General features: G+C 49.1%; 22 protein-coding genes and 1 tRNA gene. 10 read left to right on the top strand and 13 right to left on the bottom strand.

Annotated features, from left to right (window positions below):
- Positions 1 to 18: 18 nt before the first annotated feature.
- From AC04MQ_RS12035 to AC04MQ_RS12020, 4 genes are all read right to left on the bottom strand, one after another.
- Positions 19 to 912, bottom strand: coding sequence for a hypothetical protein (locus AC04MQ_RS12035; RefSeq protein ID WP_015090480.1), 894 nt, complete (start codon positions 910 to 912; stop codon positions 19 to 21).
- A 99-nt stretch (positions 913 to 1,011) separates the two neighbouring features.
- On the bottom strand, positions 1,012 to 1,539 hold the full coding sequence (orn, locus tag AC04MQ_RS12030; protein ID WP_015090481.1) for an oligoribonuclease: 528 nt from the start codon (positions 1,537 to 1,539) through the stop codon (positions 1,012 to 1,014).
- A 76-nt stretch (positions 1,540 to 1,615) separates the two neighbouring features.
- A complete protein-coding gene (locus AC04MQ_RS12025; RefSeq protein ID WP_235046288.1) occupies positions 1,616 to 2,023 on the bottom strand; it encodes a response regulator in 408 nt (135 codons plus the stop codon).
- 100 nt (positions 2,024 to 2,123) lie between these two features.
- On the bottom strand, positions 2,124 to 2,399 hold the full coding sequence (locus AC04MQ_RS12020; protein ID WP_475392166.1) for a heavy-metal-associated domain-containing protein: 276 nt from the start codon (positions 2,397 to 2,399) through the stop codon (positions 2,124 to 2,126).
- A gap of 168 nt (positions 2,400 to 2,567) precedes the next feature.
- Between AC04MQ_RS12020 and AC04MQ_RS12015 the strand changes: the two genes are divergently transcribed.
- The 3 genes from AC04MQ_RS12015 to AC04MQ_RS12005 all read left to right on the top strand — a co-directional run bounded on the left by AC04MQ_RS12015 (position 2,568) and on the right by AC04MQ_RS12005 (position 4,312).
- Positions 2,568 to 2,644 (top strand) — tRNA-Asp (locus AC04MQ_RS12015).
- Between the two features lie 140 nt (positions 2,645 to 2,784).
- The gene (locus tag AC04MQ_RS12010) at positions 2,785 to 3,612 is read left to right on the top strand and encodes a substrate-binding periplasmic protein (RefSeq protein ID WP_475392165.1); all 828 of its coding nucleotides are present in this window, start codon (positions 2,785 to 2,787) and stop codon (positions 3,610 to 3,612) included.
- Between the two features lie 184 nt (positions 3,613 to 3,796).
- Positions 3,797 to 4,312 carry a hypothetical protein gene (locus AC04MQ_RS12005; RefSeq protein ID WP_148278746.1) on the top strand — a complete coding sequence of 172 codons (516 nt, stop codon included), beginning with the start codon at positions 3,797 to 3,799 and terminating at the stop codon, positions 4,310 to 4,312.
- Positions 4,313 to 4,317: 5 nt separating this feature from the next.
- On the opposite strand, the gene AC04MQ_RS12000 is transcribed toward AC04MQ_RS12005, so the two are convergent.
- Complete coding sequence (locus AC04MQ_RS12000) at positions 4,318 to 4,857, bottom strand: hypothetical protein (RefSeq protein WP_015090487.1); 540 nt, start codon at positions 4,855 to 4,857, stop codon at positions 4,318 to 4,320.
- Positions 4,858 to 5,062: 205 nt separating this feature from the next.
- On the opposite strand from AC04MQ_RS12000, the gene AC04MQ_RS11995 reads away from it, so the two are divergent.
- Positions 5,063 to 5,200, top strand: a complete 138-nt coding sequence (locus tag AC04MQ_RS11995; protein ID WP_235046289.1) for a hypothetical protein — start codon at positions 5,063 to 5,065, stop codon at positions 5,198 to 5,200.
- A gap of 23 nt (positions 5,201 to 5,223) precedes the next feature.
- On the opposite strand, the gene AC04MQ_RS11990 is transcribed toward AC04MQ_RS11995, so the two are convergent.
- Positions 5,224 to 6,714, bottom strand: a complete 1,491-nt coding sequence (locus AC04MQ_RS11990; protein WP_015090489.1) for an acetyl-CoA hydrolase/transferase family protein — start codon at positions 6,712 to 6,714, stop codon at positions 5,224 to 5,226.
- A 158-nt stretch (positions 6,715 to 6,872) separates the two neighbouring features.
- Here AC04MQ_RS11990 and AC04MQ_RS11985 point away from each other — a divergent pair, with 158 nt between their 5' ends.
- Positions 6,873 to 7,637 (top strand): hypothetical protein, encoded by a 765-nt coding sequence (locus AC04MQ_RS11985; protein ID WP_041577294.1) that lies wholly within the window; start codon positions 6,873 to 6,875, stop codon positions 7,635 to 7,637.
- Positions 7,638 to 7,650: 13 nt separating this feature from the next.
- On the opposite strand, the gene AC04MQ_RS11980 is transcribed toward AC04MQ_RS11985, so the two are convergent.
- Genes AC04MQ_RS11980 through AC04MQ_RS11970 form a run of 3 tightly spaced genes read right to left on the bottom strand, consistent with a single transcriptional unit; the run spans position 7,651 to position 10,057 of the window.
- On the bottom strand, positions 7,651 to 8,175 hold the full coding sequence (locus tag AC04MQ_RS11980; RefSeq protein WP_015090492.1) for a dihydrofolate reductase family protein: 525 nt from the start codon (positions 8,173 to 8,175) through the stop codon (positions 7,651 to 7,653).
- Positions 8,172 to 8,480 (bottom strand): hypothetical protein, encoded by a 309-nt coding sequence (locus AC04MQ_RS11975; RefSeq protein WP_041577296.1) that lies wholly within the window; start codon positions 8,478 to 8,480, stop codon positions 8,172 to 8,174. The genes AC04MQ_RS11980 and AC04MQ_RS11975 overlap by 4 nt, the downstream gene beginning before the upstream one ends.
- A 2-nt stretch (positions 8,481 to 8,482) precedes the next feature.
- A complete protein-coding gene (locus AC04MQ_RS11970; protein ID WP_235046290.1) occupies positions 8,483 to 10,057 on the bottom strand; it encodes a L,D-transpeptidase family protein in 1,575 nt (524 codons plus the stop codon).
- A 230-nt stretch (positions 10,058 to 10,287) separates the two neighbouring features.
- Between AC04MQ_RS11970 and AC04MQ_RS11965 the strand changes: the two genes are divergently transcribed.
- Positions 10,288 to 11,145, top strand: a complete 858-nt coding sequence (locus AC04MQ_RS11965; protein WP_041577298.1) for a trypsin-like serine protease — start codon at positions 10,288 to 10,290, stop codon at positions 11,143 to 11,145.
- Between the two features lie 13 nt (positions 11,146 to 11,158).
- Here AC04MQ_RS11965 and AC04MQ_RS11960 read toward each other — a convergent pair whose 3' ends face one another.
- Positions 11,159 to 12,529, bottom strand: coding sequence for a BspA family leucine-rich repeat surface protein (locus AC04MQ_RS11960; protein ID WP_475392164.1), 1,371 nt, complete (start codon positions 12,527 to 12,529; stop codon positions 11,159 to 11,161).
- A gap of 374 nt (positions 12,530 to 12,903) precedes the next feature.
- Here AC04MQ_RS11960 and AC04MQ_RS11955 point away from each other — a divergent pair, with 374 nt between their 5' ends.
- Complete coding sequence (locus tag AC04MQ_RS11955) at positions 12,904 to 13,326, top strand: DUF4288 domain-containing protein (protein ID WP_015090498.1); 423 nt, start codon at positions 12,904 to 12,906, stop codon at positions 13,324 to 13,326.
- 55 nt (positions 13,327 to 13,381) lie between these two features.
- Here AC04MQ_RS11955 and AC04MQ_RS11950 read toward each other — a convergent pair whose 3' ends face one another.
- The 3 genes from AC04MQ_RS11950 to AC04MQ_RS11940 form a co-directional block, all read right to left on the bottom strand.
- Complete coding sequence (locus AC04MQ_RS11950) at positions 13,382 to 14,563, bottom strand: sugar transporter (protein ID WP_475392163.1); 1,182 nt, start codon at positions 14,561 to 14,563, stop codon at positions 13,382 to 13,384.
- Between the two features lie 114 nt (positions 14,564 to 14,677).
- The gene (locus AC04MQ_RS11945) at positions 14,678 to 16,294 is read right to left on the bottom strand and encodes a S8 family serine peptidase (RefSeq protein WP_475392162.1); all 1,617 of its coding nucleotides are present in this window, start codon (positions 16,292 to 16,294) and stop codon (positions 14,678 to 14,680) included.
- A 10-nt stretch (positions 16,295 to 16,304) separates the two neighbouring features.
- A complete protein-coding gene (locus AC04MQ_RS11940) occupies positions 16,305 to 16,748 on the bottom strand; it encodes a hypothetical protein (protein ID WP_475392161.1) in 444 nt (147 codons plus the stop codon).
- Positions 16,749 to 16,949: 201 nt separating this feature from the next.
- Here AC04MQ_RS11940 and msrB point away from each other — a divergent pair, with 201 nt between their 5' ends.
- From msrB to AC04MQ_RS11925, 3 genes are all read left to right on the top strand, one after another.
- A complete protein-coding gene (gene msrB / locus AC04MQ_RS11935; protein WP_475392160.1) occupies positions 16,950 to 17,477 on the top strand; it encodes a peptide-methionine (R)-S-oxide reductase MsrB in 528 nt (175 codons plus the stop codon).
- Complete coding sequence (locus tag AC04MQ_RS11930) at positions 17,474 to 17,860, top strand: nuclear transport factor 2 family protein (protein ID WP_475392159.1); 387 nt, start codon at positions 17,474 to 17,476, stop codon at positions 17,858 to 17,860. Before msrB ends, AC04MQ_RS11930 begins: the two co-directional genes overlap by 4 nt.
- A gap of 163 nt (positions 17,861 to 18,023) precedes the next feature.
- Entirely contained in the window at positions 18,024 to 18,539 is a 516-nt protein-coding gene (locus AC04MQ_RS11925) for a hypothetical protein (protein ID WP_475392158.1), read from the top strand.
- Positions 18,540 to 18,624 lie beyond the last annotated feature (85 nt).

Raw genomic sequence — 18,624 nt, 5'->3', positions numbered from 1 at the left:
TTTCCGTCTGATCCGAATCTATTTGGTCGGATCAAACCACAGCTTCTTATTGTCGAAGGGAACCGTTGTTGGCAACAGCGGATTATCAATTCTGAACAGTTTTCTGTTCTTAAGGTTCAGATCCGCGATGACTTTGCCATAGGCCTTGTTAAACATCCGGTCAAAATCACCTGATTCGATCAGTTTTTCCAGGCCGTCTTTAGTTCGGCGTGCAAGTTTTTTGCCCTCGTCCGTTTGTGGGAACCAGAAATAGGTCGGCAGGGGATAGTACAGCAAAATGTTTTCTTCAATCATCAGCTGGGGCAGGCGCTCTTTGCGCGCGTTGAATTCTTCCAGCACTTCCGTCACGCCGCGGGGGAAAGCTGTGGTGTGCGCGCTGAACACAAGGTTTTCAAAGATACGGTCGTAATAAACCTCTTCCAGCACGCGAAAGCCCGCGCTTTCCAGAATGGCATTGTCGCCCCAGCCTTCGCCCTGGCGCATGGGGATTTTTTTCAGCTGATCCAGGGTGGTGATTTTGTCAAAGACGGCCTTGTCTTTTTTATTGATCAGCAGAACGCGATAAGAAATCAGACTTTTATCGATGGGGATGCGAACAGTTTCTAACTGGCGTTCGCGTTTGATCGAGGTTTCACGAATCATCACGGTCAGTTTTTGCGAGTTCGACAAAAGCTCGCGCATCTGACGGTCTTCCGTCATGCGCACGCTGGGCTTTAGAACGTAAGGCCCATATTTATCTTTGGTGATTTCCAACGCCGCCTTCAGAAGATCCCAGTGGTAGGCGTAACGACGATCTATTTCGGACTCTGGCGGATGGTAAATGTAAACCATCTCGGCATTTGGGGTGTTACCACCCAGGCCGGCCAGAGGAAGAAACAGACATAGCAAAAACAGCAGACTTTTGCGCATCATTCAGCTCCTGCTCATGAAAGTAGGGGCCTTTGATTTTCGAGTCAAAAGAAATGAGCATGCGTCCGCTGCCGTAAGATCTGCAGTGGACGCATGAATGCGCTACTTGGTGAAGTGCATTTTATCGGTATAGTGGCGCAGTTCCTGGATGCTTTCGCGGATGTCTTCCAGGGCGCGGTGTTTGTTAGCCTTCTGATAAACGTATTTGAATTTGTTATTGATGATCACTTTCCATGAAGACACATCCACCATGCGATAGTGAAGTCTTCCGGCAAATTCCGGCATGTACTTGTTGATGAAAAGACGGTCTTGCATGATTGAATTCCCCGCAAGAACAGGTTTGTCCTTGGGATCCGGGAAATGCTTTTTAACCATGTCCACAAGCTTGGCTTCAACCTGATCAGCGTCCATTCCGTTAGGCACCTTAGCGGTCAGGCCGGATTTTCTGTGATGTTCCGTGTTCCAGGCGTCCATGCTGTCCAGATACTTCTGGGGCTGTTTCACTACGGTTTCAAATGTTTCCAGTTCTTTGAAGTTCAGATCCGTGACGATGGCCGCCACTTCGATGATCACTTCCTTCTCGACATCAAGACCGGTCATCTCCATGTCGATCCAAAAGAGCTTGTTCATGAGAGTTCCTATTCTAGGGCGCCGTGCGCCCGGATGCTCTCTATGATGATGGATTTGGAAGGGGGAGACAAGACCTTTAGGCCTTCTTTTGCTCCATCCCAGTTTTTAGGGCGCGTTCCACGGTGGAAATCAGCGAGTTTTCATCCCACGGCTTGTCAATAAAGGCATACACGCCCAATCTTTGAGCTTCCAGCACCATGTCCTTCTGGCCATAACCAGTGTGAATGATGAACGGGATCTGCAGGCCGTTTTCACGCATCCACTTTAAAACTTCCAAGCCTGATTTTTTTGGCATCTTTTCGTCAGAAAGGACGGCGTCAAATTGCTGGGTTTTCAGCAGATCAATGCCTTCAATCCCGTTGTTGGCGCGGTGGATTTCAGAGGTGCTGTCTTCAAGGATGGCCGCCAGGACTTCAAGCAGTTCAAATTCGTCATCGATAATAAGCAGGCGACCCTTAGAGGATGCGGAAACTGTGTTAATCATGGGATCATTATGCCAAAGAAGTGCGGTCAGGTCATCGCGCTCGATGGTCAATTTTTTTTAATCGAACCCCCTGAACAGGGGATCCGATGATTCCACAATCTTACTTGGACTTTGAAGAGTTGATGATCTTGTATTCACCGGCTTTTGAAATCGCCGCTTGAATCTGATCTTGAGAAATCGTTGAACCGGCTTTAGGTGAGACAATCACTTTACCGACAGTAACATCGCACTTTTCCAGGCCATCCATTTTGCATACCTGAGCCTTGATGGAGCGGGCGCAGGAGGTGCAGTGCATGCCTTCCACTTCGTAAGTGATTGTTTCCGCCAGGGCGGTTTGGCACAGTAGCAGGGCGGTCGCAGCCAAAAGTTTCTTCATTTTGGGGTCTCCTTGATGGTGCAAAGACAGTATACCCTTCAAAACCGTCCGGCTAGGGCTTTATTTGCTCAAAAAGAGGGCATAGGACGCCATGATATTAAGTTTTTTTAAAAATAATGTTGTCAGGGGTGTCCGACTTGGCTATAAATGATTCTCCGAAACGCCACTGGGGTGGTAGTTAAGTTGGTTATAACGTCCGCCTGTCACGCGGAAGGCCGCGGGTTCGAGTCCCGTCCACCCCGCCATTTTTTCCTAAAAATGGCCAAAATCACCGAAGCTGAGTCTTCGGTTTTTTTATGCCTAAAATCTGCCAAAACCATCACAAAATCTTACTCGCAAGCGATTGCTTGCATCTAAGGCACATGTCGACAACACTATCTGCTATATGGGATTTATCACGGATCGAATGCCTACCTATATGCCAGTTATTGGAATTTCATTCGATCTTCCGGGGCAAAAGCGGCGAGTGAAGTCGCTTCTTCTTATCTTCTTCGTGTTAACCATCAGCCTATGCGCTCAGGCTGAAGATAAAATGATCATTCGAGCCTCCATTCCTGCCGGATTGGCCCCACCTTTGCTGATTGAAAAGGGCGATAAAAAAGAGGGTCTCATTGTGGACTATACCAACGCCCTCGCTGAAATCCTGGGTCGTAAAGCTCAGTTTAGCGTCGTCACCCGCTATCGTCTGCTTGGATACTTGTTAAAAGGGCAAATGGATATCCTCTGCTACACGTCCCCCTTGTGGGACAGTAGTCAGGACAAAATGGATTTTTCAAAAACGCTTTTTATAAAACGGGAGATAGTCATTGGTCAGGCCCCCATGCCCAAGACGGTCGAAGGCCTCAAGGGAAAAACTCTGGGAACTATGCTTCAATATGTCTACCCAACTCTGGATCCTTATTTTTCCACCGGAAAGATAAATCGCGAGGACAACGTCAGCGAGGAAGCCAATTTAAAAAAGCTTCTTCATGGAAGAATTCAATACGTCGTCACCGATCAGATCTTTCTGGATTATTTTCGCTTGAAAAACCCGGACATCACAAAAAATCGGCAGACTATTTTTCTTAAAGACTATCCGATCATATGTTCAACCAGTCGCTTGGGACGAGTCACTAAAAAGGACCTGGACAATGCGATCACAAAGCTAAAGTCTTCAGGGAAGCTTGAACTGCTGTTTAAGAAATATGGCAGCACCATGATTAATGGTGAATAAAAAAAGGGTGTCTGGAAGTTCCCAAGCTCGTCTCAATTTGCAACAAGGCTGCGTATTTCAAATTAAGACATAACAGATTTGGTTGGCGTTTTTGGCGCCTTCGACAGTTCTGACGGCGTGGAATCAAGTTTATCCCACCTGGGGCTGGAATGACCTTGGCAATGTAAATGGCCAGAGGTGCCTTATGAAAAAAGTCTTGTTGGCAACTGTCTTAATTTTGAACTTCTCTGCCTTCCATGCTCATGCGAACCTGCTGCCATTCGCTCAGGATGTCAGTGTAGGTGATTACTCTGTCGCTGTTTCAAAAATTAAATTCAGTAAACGCGCTGACGCCGGTTCCTTTTGTCACACTTTGGGTAAACAACTTGGCTTGAACTTGAAACTGGCGGACCTTGAAGAGGTCATTCAAGTTGCAGCTTTCGGTAAACCGCAATTGGACAGCATGATGGTGCAGATTAAGAAGCAAGATGGCTCTGTTGATACGGCTATCGTCGCTTGGGATAACAAGAAAAAAATCAAAATCGACAAAGAGAATCCAGCGAACGTTGATACTCACCTGGTACTTAGAATTCGTGGCGGCGACGGAGTCGTCAGAGAAACAACCCTCAAAGAACTGAAAGAGCTAGGGGCCGTCGATTATCAGAATAGACCCATTGATAAGCTTCCGGCCTTTTGCATTCACGATATTAAAAAACAATAGTCAGGCTATTTGCAGCGAGCCTTTGAACTAAGAACAAGCGCCCGTGCTTGTTCTTCTGTACTGGCAGTGCCGATCGAGCAGGTATCCGCCCCATCCAAGCGAACCGCATACACGACTTCCACATCTGACGTTCCATCTTCCGTGGCTTCAGACAGGCGATAGATAAAGCCAATCCACTGCAACGATCCGCTGCCGTCTTCCAAAGAATTCGTTTTACGGTACATCCATTCCACTTTAGGTGAAGCCAGGTCATGGAACGAGTACGGGTTATTCAGTGCAATCTGCTGACCACCGTAAGCCAATTCCGGATGATAGCGAAGGTCGCCGCCAGCGATGTTTAGTTGATACCCGCCAAAACCCTTGCATTCAGCATCATAGAAATCAATCGGGGACTGCTCTGTTGCCGCACTGATTTCAACGCACTCGGTGGATAAATTAGTAAACACGCTGCCAACGGAGACCTGACGGCCTTCCTCAGCATAGGCCGTCAAAGTGGTCATTGAAATCATCGAAATCATCGCAATTGAAGAAAGAAACTGTTTCATCGTCCGATCCTTTACTGTTGGTAAGTCACTGACGAACTATTTATTGCGCCCGCTAAGAAAACACGAGCGGAACTTTAAGCTCCTGCCGAGTGACAGCAACATTTTGTATGCTTTGAACAGACTTCAACGGGGGCTTTTTATTTGTCTTCTGGTAATGGTGTCGCTAGAATCCTTCCCAATTAGACCCGTCTAGTAAAGGACCGATATGGAAACGCCCCACGATACAGAGATGGCAGAAAAAGAAGTACGTCGCAAAACCCTTTGGGTGCTTGGCTTGACGTTTATTTTGCCGGTACTAATCACTTTGTGCGGCATCTATTACATCGTGTCCACAGGAAAGTAATTCGCCGGATCATTTCAGGCGTTTCAAGACAGCTTCATTGTTCCACGCTCATTAAAGCTTTGGTGCCATGCAAAGGCCCGCTCAATCACATGAGGTGTATGCCCCCCGCGAGCCAGGGCTTCTTTATAGTAAGCTTTAAGCTGGTCGCGATATTCGGGGTGAACGCAACTTTCAATCACACGTAAAGCACGCTCTCGTGGCGCCAGACCGCGCAAATCCGCCAGTCCCTGGTCGGTGACCAGGATGTCCACGTCGTGTTCGTTGCTGTCGACGTGAGTCACCATGGGAACAACGTGGGAAATGTTGTTATTCTTGGAGGCAGACTGAGTCACGAAAATACTTAGATATGAATTTCGGGCGAAGTCTCCGGATCCACCAATCCCGTTCATCAGTTTGTTGCCACCGATGTGGGTGCTGTTGACGTTTCCATAAAGGTCAAACTCGATGGCTGTATTGATGGCGATGACGCCCAGACGGCGAATGACCTCGGGTGAATTGCTGATTTTTTCCGGGCGCAGCAAGACTTTGCCACGATATTGATCCAGATTCGCAAAGAATTTTTCATAGCAGCCTTCAGTCACGGCGAAAGAACAGGCTGAAGCGAATTTCATTTTGCCGGAATCAATCAGTTCAAAGGTGCTGTCCTGCAAAACTTCGGAATACATCTGCAGATTTTCAAAATTTCCTTTCTTGAAGCCGCTAAAGACGGCATTGGCAATATTCCCAATGCCTGTCTGCAGCGGTGGAAGATTCATGGACAAGCGGCCTTTTTTTACTTCCTGATTAAAGAAATCCATCAGGTGATCAGAGATTGCCTGGGTTTTGACGTCGACAGCACTGAGATCCACCGGGCTGTCTTTGATGTCAGAGATAACAATGCCCGCGATTTTCGCCGGATCAATATCCATTGTTTCAGTCCCGATACGAGAGCTGGGTTCTGTCACTGGAATGATCTGGCGGTGTGGCGACAGACCCGTGGCAAAGATATCGTGGAAGCCGCGAATCTCAAGTGGGATGGTCGTGTTAACTTCCAAAATCACGGACTTGGCGTGCCGGGCATAGGTCAGATTGTTGCCAACCGAAGTCGTTGGCAGGATGGAACCGTCCTCATAAATAGCAGCCACCTCAATAACAGCAATGTCCACTGACGGTAAAAAGCCATAAGCCAGCAGTTCGGCAGTTTCCCCCAGATGAGGATCGGTGAACATCACGTCGCCGGTATTAATTTTTTTGCGCAGCAGGGGATCGGCTTGAAAGGGCATGCGTCGGGCGATCACATCGGCCTCGGCCAGCAAACCGTCCAGATTGTGGCCCAGTGATGCTCCGGTCATTAAATTTATTTTCAGGGGATTCTTTTTTGCTTTTTCAACCAGAGCTTTCAATGTGGCTTTGGCATCGCCTGCTTTGGTGAATCCGCTGGCGCCCACGACCATTCCATCCTTGATAAGTTCAGCAGCTTGTTCCGCAGATATGATTCTATTTCGGTACTTTTCGGCAATGCGGTCGCGGTGCATGGAGCGTTCTCCCAAGTGACGTGGTGAAGGAACCAGTGTCTCATCTTGACATGGTTTTTCAAGCGGGAAGTCTTTTGTTGCTGAACTGAATACGTATTAATAAAAAACTGAAATCTCCACCTATGTGCGATATTCCATGGGTTGCTATTATATCAGCCATGAACATAACCAAGACTCATGGTGCCTTTGTTCTTTCGCTGTTGATTTTGACCGGGTGGAATGTCGGGTGCTCTCCGGCGGCAAGTTTTCATGCGCAGGGGGTGTCGGATGTGGGGAATGCTTTGGCGCAAGCCTCGGTCACCTGTTTGGCTCCTGCAGGGGTGTCGGCAAGGCCTTCCACCATTGAAGACGTTGTCGTTCTGATAAATTCACTGCCAAAGCCCGTCACGCTCAGTTGTTTTTTGGAAAGCCTGGAGCGACCCTTGAACATTACTTTGACCAACAGTCAAATGAGCGCGCAACCGGCGGCAGGCAATCGCAGTCCGCGCGTCTTTATCCTGAACGAAAAGCTTTATATGTCGGTGGTTTCCGAAGGACGGGGTCGCGACTATCTGGAGTTGAGCTATCAGACGACGGCAACGACATCGGTGAAGGCTGAGATTGAGTTTCCCATCATGCAATCGATTTCCAAAAGCAAGCCCTACAGCGGTGTGCGCTTTGGGAACGGTACAAACTGCAGTTCTTGCCACCGCGCTGAAAAACAGATCGGCACCATTGAGGGCGCACCCATGTTTGAATCCTGGGCCTATCAGCCGGATAAAGAGACCCTGGTGGACTTGCAGCAATTTGAAAATGAACTGAAGATCTGCAATTTTTCCAAAGAACCTGAACGCTGCGAAATTATCAGGGCCGTCCTGGGACACGGCGAAGTGCAAAGTCAGGATTTTCCGAAAAGCATGTATTTTAATTTTTCGGTGTGGTGATTATAAAACGCGTTTAAAGGACCGTATAAATCACTTCCAGACAGGTCTCACCATGCTGACGAATTTCTTTGATTTTAAAAGCGGTGTCGGTTTGACGGGCGAAAAGCTTTTTGCCCTGATTTAAAAAGACGGCCACCGTTTGAATGTGCATCTCGTTCAATAGACCCTGGTCGTAAAATTGCCCGGCCAGATCACCACCGCCCACAATCCAGATGTTTTTTCCCTGAGCTAATCTCTGCATTTCCTGATGATGGCTGGCAACGTCGCCCTGAACAAAGCGAATGTCAGCGCCGGCGTAAGGTTTAAGGTTCTGATGGGTGAAGACAAAGCAGGGGACTTTATACGGCCATTCTTCAGCATGCTGTTGCATCCACTTGTAGGTCGATGTACCCATGGCGAGGGCACCCACGGTGTTTACAAAGGTATCTATGAAGCTGATATCCGTGGGGCCATTTTTAAACAACCATTCCAAAGAGTCGTTGGGGTCAGCAATATACCCATCCAAACTAGCCGCAGTGAAATAAATGGTCTTCATCATTGATTGATAACATCCAGAATCTGGTTGTTGCCGTTGATTTTAAGTTTCAACGGCACGCGACCTTCCTGAGACTCTGTCAACAAGTGCAGTTTCGATTCAGGAAAGCTCATTAAATTCTTGATGATCAGAAGCTTTGGCAGACCCACTAGCTTAACCATGGCTTCGTTTTCAATGGCTTCGACGTGTTCAACCACGCCGGTCACGTATAGTTGTGAAGACGCGCCGGCGCTGACCGTGGCGTTCGCCTGTGAGGTCACAACGTTGAAAGCAGTGAATAGAACTACGATTAAAAGATACTTCGCCATAATTACCGTCCTAATCCTTTTACTTGAGATAAAATTAACTGATTATGTCCATAAACGTCTTCCACAAAACGGATAACACCATCCGAGTTCATTTGGGAAGTTACAGGTACTAAATAAACCGGCATGGGTTCTTTCAGATCCACACGGGTTTCCTGATCGACCAATTGGCCTTCTTTAACCACGAAGTTTTCAATCTGCGGTCGGGACCATTGCGTTCCGGCAAGAAGGTATTCGGCCAGATCCAGCGGTTTTTCCAAACGCACGCATCCTGAGCTGCGCAGGCGCTGGGCTTCGCCGAACAAATCGCGCTGGTTCGTGTCGTGCAGATAGATCGCATAGGGATTTGTCATCATGAACTTTACAACACCCAATGCATTGTTATAGCTCGGCTTCTGTCTGATGTAAAAATTCACGCTCGAAGACTTAATCGACTTCCAGTTAATGCTGGTGGGGTCAATGGTTCTGCTGAAATCAGCGGTGTACACTTCAAATCTGTTGTCTGTGAAATACTTGCGAATGCCTTTTGTGTCGAGCTTCTTCAGGATTTCAACCTTATCGTTCAGGAATACCGTGGGCGGAATGGTCCATGTCGGGTTCATCACCAGAAATGTGATACGATCCCGCAGTGTCGGAGTTTTTCGTTCCGCGGTGCCATTGATCGCTTTAAAGCTCATCGAGACATTGTTCTTTTTGTCCGTCATCATGAAGTGTGAAAATGCCGTATTCACGAAAATATGACGGTCTTCAAGATTCTGTGGGAACCAGCGCAGTTGTTCCATGTCCGCCTGCAACTGACTGAGTCGATCTAACAAAGACACGCTGAAGAACTTCCAGGTGCGACCGCCGGGTGAAATCACTCCATCCGGTTTCATTTTAAGGTTCATTTGAATGTCGTTGATCGCAATTAACATGTCCTGATCAAAAGTGTCATTCATGCTGTCGATGCGATAGCCCAGCTGACTCAGACGTTCCTTCAGCTTGATGATGACCGGATCTTTTTTACCCAGGGACAAAGGCTTTTTGGCCGGGGTGATTGTTTCCCACAATCCGGTGTCCTTTAATGGATACAGCTTTTGCATTGCCATTTTTAGGGACTGATAAACGGAAAACTGCGGGGCCATTTTATCAAGGGCCTGTCTTGCGTTGCTTTGGCTGCTCAGGACGACAAGGCGAACTTGTTCGGCCGTCAGGAGGTCCTTCTTTTTGACTTTGATATCTGAAGCCAAGCCCGTCGGATTGACCGAGCCGGCATAAACATCGCGCAGAGCCTTCACATAGACGGCCAGAATCTGACGTCGGTCGAAGTCAGCATCCAGAGTTCCGCGCAGGAAGGACTGCTCAAGATCGCTGCTCCAATAGACCGAGGGATTCAGTCCATGCTGCCACACAGACAACAGAGCTTCGCGGATGGAAGCCGCACTAAGGCTGTCGACAGCGGTTAGATAATCAATCGCACCGGGACCCTGTGTGGGCACCGCTGAAAAATAGGGAGGACTTTGAGCCTTCGCCGTCGAAAGCCCGCCTGCCAAAATCAGGGATGTGATCGCAAGAAATAAGCGAACAGGTTGTGTATCCATTTCCAGTCACCTCGTGGCAACGGGTACTACAAGAACTTTGCCAGCGCCGGAAAGAAACTGAATGTGATTTGGATACTATTTGAGAAATATCTTCATATCAGGCTGTCAGGCAGTGACACTTCTGGTGCCTCGCTCAGTCGCTGGACAGCCGGGGTCAGCTCCAGGCGGCTTATAGTTCTTCTAAGGTTCTGTGGCGTAGGCATAAGACTGGCAAGGGTGTTTAAAGCCTTATGAAAAGACTGTTAGTGCTTCTTTCACTTCTATTGATCAACTGCCAGGAAAGCCCGGAAAGCCTTCAAGGGACAGCCGTGGATTCGGCACAAGGGCAAGGGATTATCGGTGGGGCGACGGTTCCGGTTCAAAGTGATCTGTCGCAGATGGTTGTCAGCGTGCGGACCTACTACAACACCCGTGTTGAGATTATTAACGGCCAGAAGGTCGAAATCAATGACGTGTTTCAATGCACGGGAATTCCACTGAGCAGACAGCTGATTTTGACGGCGGGCCATTGTCTGATGACTCCAGATGGGTATTTACGCACGGTCGAATTTAAAACCAAAGCCGGAGAGCATCTGGCCTATGCAGAAGAAACGTTCGTTTTGCCTGAACAGTACAAAGCCGGAAATCAGGATTTTGATTTTGGGATTTTGAAGTTAAAGAAACAGCTGCCCCAGGACATCATTATCACGCCCCTGATGGATCACTCGGTGGGGGACTTGCGCTCTGTTCTTGCGGCCGGTTATGGGCGCACCAATGGCGTCTGGTCTGATATCAAGGGCGATGGTGCTAACACCCTGCGGTCGGTTCAGTTGAGGGTGTCAGCCTTCTCAAAAAATGAAAACCGTTTCCGTGTCCAGCAGACCCAAGGCAAAGGTTTTTGCCAGGGGGATTCTGGTGGCCCTGCATTTGCCCGAATCAAAGGGCAGACCTATGTGGTGGGGATTGCCTCGAAAACCACCCGTAGCTCGGGGGAACCCGCTACGGCTGATACTGAACGCTGCACCGATGAGGGCATTTATATCAACGTTCAAAAGCAATTTGGTATGATCCTAGAGCTGGCCAGGTCGTTAACCCCGGTACAGGATTAAAGCTGCGTTTAAGCTACGGGAAAGTCGGCTTTTTGCTGGCATCCCATGCCGGATTGGATTGATGGTCGAACAGAGTGGGGTCGACCCCCTTTGGCAGCACCCAACCACTGATATCCTGAACAAACGAATCAGCGCTAAAGAACATCTGTTCCATCGACAACAGACCCGGTGTTGCAAAGATCCAATTTGAAATGTCATGGTTAAAGGCGTCTGCATTCTGGAACATCGAAGACATGTCGGTGACTTTTGATGTATTCCAGTAGTTTCCATTTCTGACCAACGGTTGATCGAAGACCAGGGCCCCCATGAACATAAAGCTCATGTCTGTGACTTTGAAAGTATCCCATTCGCTGATGTCCTGATTGAACGCTTTGGCGTCGCTGAACATGCTGGCCATTGTTGTGGCATTTGCAGTATCCCAGCCGCCGACCGGCTGATTAAAGGCTTCGGCTCCCATAAAGATGTTGCTCATGTCCTGAACATTGGAGGTGATCCAATGATCCACCGGGCTGTTGAAAGCCTTCGCGCCCATGAACATGCCTCTCATATCCGTGACGTTGCTCAGGTCAGGACGATCGATTGCTGAAACCTGCAGGTTCTCGCAGCCGGCGAACATCATCTGGGCAGTGCCCCACTGATTGGTTCCCCATTGTTTGACATCCAGAATTTTCAAGCGGTCGCCACCGCCACCAAAGCGGAAGTAGGGCATGGCTCCTTTGATTTTGATTTCATAGACATCAGGACCTGGATAGCTGTGAATGATGGCTCCCATGCCAGGATTCCAGGTCGCGGATTCAATGTCCTGCCAATCGCCGTCACCCCAATATACGGTGAAGTCATGGCCAGCCCAGCCGGTCAGGGGCAATTCAAACGTGTCGGTTCCATTGCCTTTCGTGGTGTCGACGGTGAAGATAAAGGAGTTTTGGATCGAGGTGTTTGCAGAAGGCCCATATGCCGGAGCCAGCAGGCCGTCGGCGTCTTCGGCTGTGTCAGCCGCGATGGAAATATTTAAAAGACCGTCTCCTGCGCAATCATTGATGGTTACGGTCGGAGTCATGGTCGTGCCATTCGTCACTGCGATGGTGCAGCCAGCCGTGTCGGGCCCACCCAGTGTGATGTCGGTGTCTTTTAAATCGACTGTGGTGGCGTCGTTATAGGTGACTGTATAAACAAAACTTGTGGCGACAGAACCATAGGGCACAGATGGTGCGCTGATGGTCAGTGTCGGACCTGTTGGAGCGGGTGGTGTTGAAGGTGATGGGGATTCTGAAGATACATCAATGCCGGTAGGGACGAGCTGCAGATCCAGCGTGCAGCCCGTTAAACAGAGCGTGGTCAGCAAAAGCATGACGTTCCAGAGTGAGACACGTACCAGTGTTATCATGATGTATATTTCGGAATACTATGAACGACCCTTAAATACATCTTGGTAACAATTGGCGGTTTTACCGTGGATAACGTGGAAATCTTTAAAAAACGAGGTCTGCTCTTTTTTGAGTTGTCCCCCAGCGGGGGGAAATTTTATTTTTCTGAATAGCAGACGCACGGGCTTGCGAATGAAATCTCATGCACGGTCATTTCGCCGGCACCGACTTTTGCCATTTCTTTTTTATGAGCCCAGGAAAATGAATGCATGTGGACCTTCCTTAAAGAGGACACGAAGGTCAGGTGAGAGTGTATTGACTGCCAATTGTTCTGGTCATTATAGTAGGGCTGTGGTCAACTGATTACAGATGAAATAACCCATAGGAAGAGACAATGAAAAATAAAAAATGGTTCGCCGTTAAGACCCTTTATGTAACTCGTGCTGTGGGTAAATCCAGCGCCAAAGGCAAACAAGCCTTCGCGGAACTGCTTGAAGAGCGCGTTGTATTGTTCCAGGCGGCAAATCCGAATGCAGCAGTGAAAGCCGCTGAAAAAGACGCAAAAGAATACAGCCAGTACACTTACACAAACTTCGAAGGTCAGGCCGTACGCACTGAGTACCTGAAGGCTTGTGATGTATTTGAGCTTTATGAAACTCTTGAAAGCGGTGTGGAGCTGTTTGCTTCCACAGAAGTTTTGACGAAGAAAGTTTCCAGCAAAGAGCTTATTTCGCGCAGACTTGGCGTTTTGGAGACAAAAAGCACAATCAAAATGCGCAAGCGTTTCATGAGCAAAGAACTGGGTTCTTACGTTTAATAGCTCAAGCTCGCAGGCCCCGGCAATCGGGGCTTTTTTTACGGAAAGCTGCCGATCAGTGTCCGACAGCGCCTTCAGTGTGCTTAAGTTCGGTAATTTGAAATTTCGCAGACAACAGTAGCGATACCAGAACAAAGATCGCACCGACATAGCCCACAGAGCCAATATGGTTGGTGGACGAAATGCTGCCCAGCAGAGCCCCGCCACCAATGCCGATATTGAAAATCCCCGAATACAGCGACATCGCCACATCCTGCACGTCAGGGGCCTCTTTCAGCACGGAAGACTGGAAGATCAGACACAGAATGGTTAAAGCTGTGCCCCAGATAAAGGCCAGCGCCATCAGCCAGACCTGCGAATGCACGGCCAAGGCCATCAGCAGCAGGCTGACAAACACGACCGCCAACGCGATCCACAGCGACTGCTTGGGATGTTTGTAAATGATCTTGCTGCCCAGGATGCTGCCAAAAATTCCCGAAGCCCCAAAAACTAAAAGTAGAACCACGACAAAATCTGTTGAAATGCCACCAACGGCCAGCAGGAAGGGTTTGATGTAAGTGAAGGCGGTGAAGTGGCCGGTGACGGTCAGGGCGGTCATCAGATAAACCAGCACCAAAGATTTTCGTTTAAACAAAGACGGTACATTTCTGAACGTGGTCACGCTTTGACTCGGCAGCGGCGGAAGCATGCGATACAAAATAATGTAAATGACAAAAGCCACCAGGGCGATCACTGAAAAAGCCATGCGCCAGCCAAAGCTTTGCCCCAGGAACGTACCAAAAGGGATCCCCAGGATATTTCCCAGCGAAGCTCCCATCGCAATGATCGACAGGGCCTTGGCTCGGCCGCCTGCCGGCCCCAGGCGAATTGCCAACGGAATCGCGATGGACCAAAAGACGGCATGGGCGAAGGCCACGATGATCCGGCATATCAGCAGCATTCCGAAGCTTGCCGCAAGACCCGAAGCCAGGTTCGCGACGACAAACGTGCTCAGCAGAATCAACATCAGGCGACGTCGATCCCAGTGAGAACTGACGACTGTCATAGGCAGTGACATGGTCGCAACAATCCAGGCATAGATGGTCATCAATAGGCCCGTGAAGGCCTCGCTTTTACCAAGACCTGCGGAAATTTCTGGAAGCAAACCGACGGGAATAAACTCGCTGGTGACGAAGATGAAACTGGCCAGACTGATGCTGACAGTGGGAAGCCAGGATTTGAAAGAATTTGTGTTCATGACGAGCGCCACCTTAGGGGAATGCGCTCTAGTATGAACCTGTTAGAAAAGACTGGAAAGGGAAAAGCGCAGCCAAAACACAAAACTGACTTTGGCTACGAATCTTAATGAGGGTTACTTAGGTTTTCTGTACTTGTTGCGTACGGCATAGGCGCCATCAACAGAAGCCTTGGCATTAATCAGACCTTTACCGGTCTGATTCGGGATCTCTGTTTTAATTGGAGTCGCTGTGCCTTCCATGATCTGGCGAATTTTCCAGGAAGTGATGCCTGGGACCACGGATCTCATCAAAGCCACAACGCCCGCCACATATGGGGATGCCATGGATGTGCCGCTGAATTCGGCATAGTCTGCCGCCTGAACTTCAAACTGCACAGTCAGATCCGGGTTGTTTGCAAGTTGTGTGATCAAATCTTCACCGGCGGTTTTTTCAACCATGATGACCGGAACTTGAATGTCGTTAGGGTCTTCCGTCAAGGAACCACTGGCCAGGGCTGACTCATTATTGCAAATGATCAAAGCTGCCGCGCCCGCAGACTTTGCATTTTTGATTTTTTCAAGCAGCGGCAGATTGCCACGTTTCACGACAAGAATTTTCCCAGTGGCATTTACTTTCGCCAATTCATCAATGCTGCCGAATTCTGCATAAACGGCAGATTCGTGCAGGGATGCCGTTGGCACGCCGATAAAGGTCACAGAAGGCAGATTTTTGAATGTGCCGCCTGCGGATTCAAAACCAGCAAAGGCATTGCGACCCATCCCCAGAGGAACCGCGGAACGGATGCCTACGCCCGGCGCCATGACGTCCAATGCATGGGACCAATTAGAAAACGCCGCACGCTGGCCGGTGAAATCAACCGCACCAACGCCTGTCACCCCAGGGTAGCCCGCAGGCATTGGAGTGACTTCCTGACCGTGATTTCCCATCGCCGCAACCACAGGCATCTGTGCGCCATCCAGTTGTTTGATCATGAAACTTTCAGTGACACTGCCACCGCCGCCAAGGGACATGTTCACGACATCGACTTTTTCATTCAGGGCCCAGTTCAAGGCTCTGGCAACGGAATCAGTTTTACAGCCTTTTTTTCCGCAGACTTTGGCCACCAGGATTTTTGCTTCTGGAGCCACACCCACGGCTTCCACCGATGCTCGTGCGGCAACAATGCCAGCCACGTGCGTGCCGTGTCCGTCATAGTCTGTTACGTCCAGAACATCTCCGTTGGCATCATCAGTGAAGTTTTTGACTTTTTCGATACGGCCTGCGAATGCCGGGTGCTTTTGGTCGATACCGGAATCAATGATCATGACGCGAGCCCCGGCTCCGCGGGTCATAGGCCACACTTGCGGTGCTTGAATCATTTTCAAGCCTTGGGATGCCGGCAACAAGGCGTTCATAGCAGTCATGCGCACAAAGCCTGAAGAAGGCGTCGGCACGATCTGCACGCGAGGCGGGGCAAAGGTCGTCTGTTTTTCAATGAAGTTGATATCTTGGGCCTTCACAAGATTTGAAAGCTGATTGTGGCTTGTGGCATCAACGATCAGAATTTTAACTTCTGGCAGTTCTTCTTCCAGATGAATGTTCAAAGACTTTTGATTTTTAATCAGAGCTTTGAATTCCTGGGCTGCTTTGGATTCTTTGAAAGACATCATATAAGTGGCGGCGTTCGCGGCAGAAGCGAACAAAGACAGGGCAACGGCTGCGATCCAGATGTTGTGTTTTTGGCAGTTCATTTTTTAGTCCCTATTTTTTAGTGCAGATAAATTTATGACGAACGTTCATTGGAGCTTTGTCGGGGCAAAGAGCGATTGTGATATCATCCATTTCGATTTGATTGCCCACCGGGGTGAACAGCGAGATGGAATCAATGGACAGTGGCAATGAAGGACAGATCGAAGATGAAACTTGAGTCTGAATGCGCGCACGCAGGGTCTGTCCTTCGCAGCTGGTGGTGTAAGTTGTCGGGAACGCGTCGCCTCGGCGGCGGGTTTCAGGAATCCCGTTGGCGATCAGTTTCGTCCCGTTAATGTAATAGACAACCTGGCCTTTTTCTGTGGTCGTTGAAATGGTGAAAGAGTTCACCGGACCGGTTTCGGCGGTGCAGTCAAAATTGCCAGAAAGTTGTGGGCATGACACGGCTGGAACAGCGGAAAACACGATAGACAGAGTGATAAAATATTTAATCATGCGCAGGGACTAAAGGTTTGGCGAATTGAAGTCAATATGTGCCAGCAGAATCCGTGGGATTGAGAAGCAAATGGCAAATGACCGCAACCAAATGTTGCCAGAAATGGCATTGTGAAACTACGCCGCGTTAACGCAGGACTTGATGGAACAGGGAAATGGCGGGATCATTATGTTTTCAGTTAGGGTTCGGGGAGGTTCCGTATGAAATATTTGATGTCGGTTTTGATGCTTCTTCTGGTCAGCGTGTCCTTTGCCAAGGACAAGGAATACACCAAACCTTCCGATGCCGAACTTAAGAAATCCCTGACACCGATGCAGTACCAATGCACACAGCAGTCCGCCACCGAAAAGCCTTTTGACAATGCCTATTGGAACAACAAAAGAGAAGGCATCTATGTCGATATCGTCAGCGGCGAGCCCCTGTTCAGTTCAACCGACAAATACGATTCCGGCACCGGCTGGCCCAGCTTCACCAAACCTATCGATGACAGTTCGCTGGTGACCAAGCCCGATTATGAAATGTCAGTGGAGCGCACCGAACTGCGTTCCAAGAAAGCCGATTCGCACCTGGGGCATTTGTTTGACGACGGCCCCAAAGACAAAGGCGGCAAACGCTATTGCATCAATTCTGCTGCTTTAAAGTTTATTCCCCTGGAAGAGATGCAAGCCAAAGGTTATGGCAAATACCTGTCGCTTTTCCCCAAAAACAAGAAGGAAAAGAAAAAATGACGAATGAAGAAATTGTCCGTGAAGTCTATGCGGCACTTAATCGCGACGACATCCCCGCACTTCGTCCTTACTTTGATTCCGAGGTTCAGCGAATTGAACCCGAGGGTTTTCCCATGTCTGGAACCTATAGCGGCATTGACGCCATGATGAAGCACTTCACCGAAGCCCGTAACACGTGGGCTGAAGGGACGTGTGAGCCGGAGCAGGTGAGGGTTGCCGGGGACAAGGTTTTGGTATCAGTGACCGTTCATGTGCGTCTGAAAAACCGGGAAGACTGGGTCGATGGAAAGGTCATGGATGGTTTCATTGTCCGCGAGGGCAGGATTGTTTATATGCGCACTTTCACCGAGGCACAGAAGGCACTGGAGTGGGCGGGACTGTGAATCTGTGATCTCAGCCTGAGACAGCCCGGGATTGTCCAGGTGTTGCTCAAGGGCGGGCGCAGAATGTCGTTTCACCCGGATCAATCATTCAAACCGTTCTATATTCGAATATGCCGCACTTTCGTTGGCTGCAACCTTGCTTAAAACAGCAGAAGAGGTGGCTATGAAATCAGTTGTGGCATTTTGTTTCCTAGTGGCACTCACCGGAGCAGTACAGGCGCAAGAGTCTTCTGAGCAGGGAACCGTCATCCACTGGAATGCCGACAACCTGCAGTCTGAAAAAGAATGCTTGTTAAAAATTGTGCGAAAGAAAATGGGAGTCACTGATGTGGCGCCTTCTCCACGCTTGCGCATTGAAAGTCAGACGCCGCTGATCGAGTTTCAGGATGCGATGGATAAATGGTGGGGCTTTCGGCCGGATGTGTTCCTGAACGTCTTTGATGCCCCAATGAATACTGTTTATCTGATGACCAATATGAAATACTACAGTGCCCCTCGTACGCCGGTGGATTCCTTGGTGCATGAACTGACTCACTTTGTTCAAGTGAAAGATCTGGGTAAGGACGCCGGCGGAGATGGTGATCAGCTTGAAAGTGAAGCCGTTCAGATTCAAACGTGGTTCCGCGACAACTATTCCCAACATATTATCGATGAAAAATACACTGGACCTTGTGAATAAGGCCCTACTTTTAACACAAGATGCGTAAAACTTCTTAATTCCGCCTTTCACTTCTATAGACTGATTCGTGAAGATCACTTTAACG

It is taken from the genome of Bdellovibrio sp. MYbb2 (assembly GCF_056175685.1).
This window is presented reverse-complemented; position numbering and strand designations above follow the sequence as displayed.

Excerpts from the sequence above, each read along its gene's own strand:
- AC04MQ_RS12035 (WP_015090480.1), bottom strand. The coding sequence starts at position 912 with ATGATGCGCAAAAGTCTGCTGTTTTTGCTATGTCTGTTTCTTCCTCTG.
- orn (WP_015090481.1), bottom strand. The coding sequence starts at position 1,539 with ATGAACAAGCTCTTTTGGATCGACATGGAGATGACCGGTCTTGATGTC.
- AC04MQ_RS12025 (WP_235046288.1), bottom strand. The coding sequence starts at position 2,023 with ATGATTAACACAGTTTCCGCATCCTCTAAGGGTCGCCTGCTTATTATC.
- AC04MQ_RS12020 (WP_475392166.1), bottom strand. The coding sequence starts at position 2,399 with ATGAAGAAACTTTTGGCTGCGACCGCCCTGCTACTGTGCCAAACCGCC.
- AC04MQ_RS12010 (WP_475392165.1), top strand. The coding sequence starts at position 2,785 with ATGGGATTTATCACGGATCGAATGCCTACCTATATGCCAGTTATTGGA.
- AC04MQ_RS12005 (WP_148278746.1), top strand. The coding sequence starts at position 3,797 with ATGAAAAAAGTCTTGTTGGCAACTGTCTTAATTTTGAACTTCTCTGCC.
- AC04MQ_RS12000 (WP_015090487.1), bottom strand. The coding sequence starts at position 4,857 with ATGAAACAGTTTCTTTCTTCAATTGCGATGATTTCGATGATTTCAATG.
- AC04MQ_RS11995 (WP_235046289.1), top strand. The coding sequence starts at position 5,063 with ATGGAAACGCCCCACGATACAGAGATGGCAGAAAAAGAAGTACGTCGC.
- AC04MQ_RS11990 (WP_015090489.1), bottom strand. The coding sequence starts at position 6,714 with ATGCACCGCGACCGCATTGCCGAAAAGTACCGAAATAGAATCATATCT.
- AC04MQ_RS11985 (WP_041577294.1), top strand. The coding sequence starts at position 6,873 with ATGAACATAACCAAGACTCATGGTGCCTTTGTTCTTTCGCTGTTGATT.
- AC04MQ_RS11980 (WP_015090492.1), bottom strand. The coding sequence starts at position 8,175 with ATGATGAAGACCATTTATTTCACTGCGGCTAGTTTGGATGGGTATATT.
- AC04MQ_RS11975 (WP_041577296.1), bottom strand. The coding sequence starts at position 8,480 with ATGGCGAAGTATCTTTTAATCGTAGTTCTATTCACTGCTTTCAACGTT.
- AC04MQ_RS11970 (WP_235046290.1), bottom strand. The coding sequence starts at position 10,057 with ATGGATACACAACCTGTTCGCTTATTTCTTGCGATCACATCCCTGATT.
- AC04MQ_RS11965 (WP_041577298.1), top strand. The coding sequence starts at position 10,288 with ATGAAAAGACTGTTAGTGCTTCTTTCACTTCTATTGATCAACTGCCAG.
- AC04MQ_RS11960 (WP_475392164.1), bottom strand. The coding sequence starts at position 12,529 with ATGATAACACTGGTACGTGTCTCACTCTGGAACGTCATGCTTTTGCTG.
- AC04MQ_RS11955 (WP_015090498.1), top strand. The coding sequence starts at position 12,904 with ATGAAAAATAAAAAATGGTTCGCCGTTAAGACCCTTTATGTAACTCGT.
- AC04MQ_RS11950 (WP_475392163.1), bottom strand. The coding sequence starts at position 14,563 with ATGAACACAAATTCTTTCAAATCCTGGCTTCCCACTGTCAGCATCAGT.
- AC04MQ_RS11945 (WP_475392162.1), bottom strand. The coding sequence starts at position 16,294 with ATGAACTGCCAAAAACACAACATCTGGATCGCAGCCGTTGCCCTGTCT.
- AC04MQ_RS11940 (WP_475392161.1), bottom strand. The coding sequence starts at position 16,748 with ATGATTAAATATTTTATCACTCTGTCTATCGTGTTTTCCGCTGTTCCA.
- msrB (WP_475392160.1), top strand. The coding sequence starts at position 16,950 with ATGAAATATTTGATGTCGGTTTTGATGCTTCTTCTGGTCAGCGTGTCC.
- AC04MQ_RS11930 (WP_475392159.1), top strand. The coding sequence starts at position 17,474 with ATGACGAATGAAGAAATTGTCCGTGAAGTCTATGCGGCACTTAATCGC.
- AC04MQ_RS11925 (WP_475392158.1), top strand. The coding sequence starts at position 18,024 with ATGAAATCAGTTGTGGCATTTTGTTTCCTAGTGGCACTCACCGGAGCA.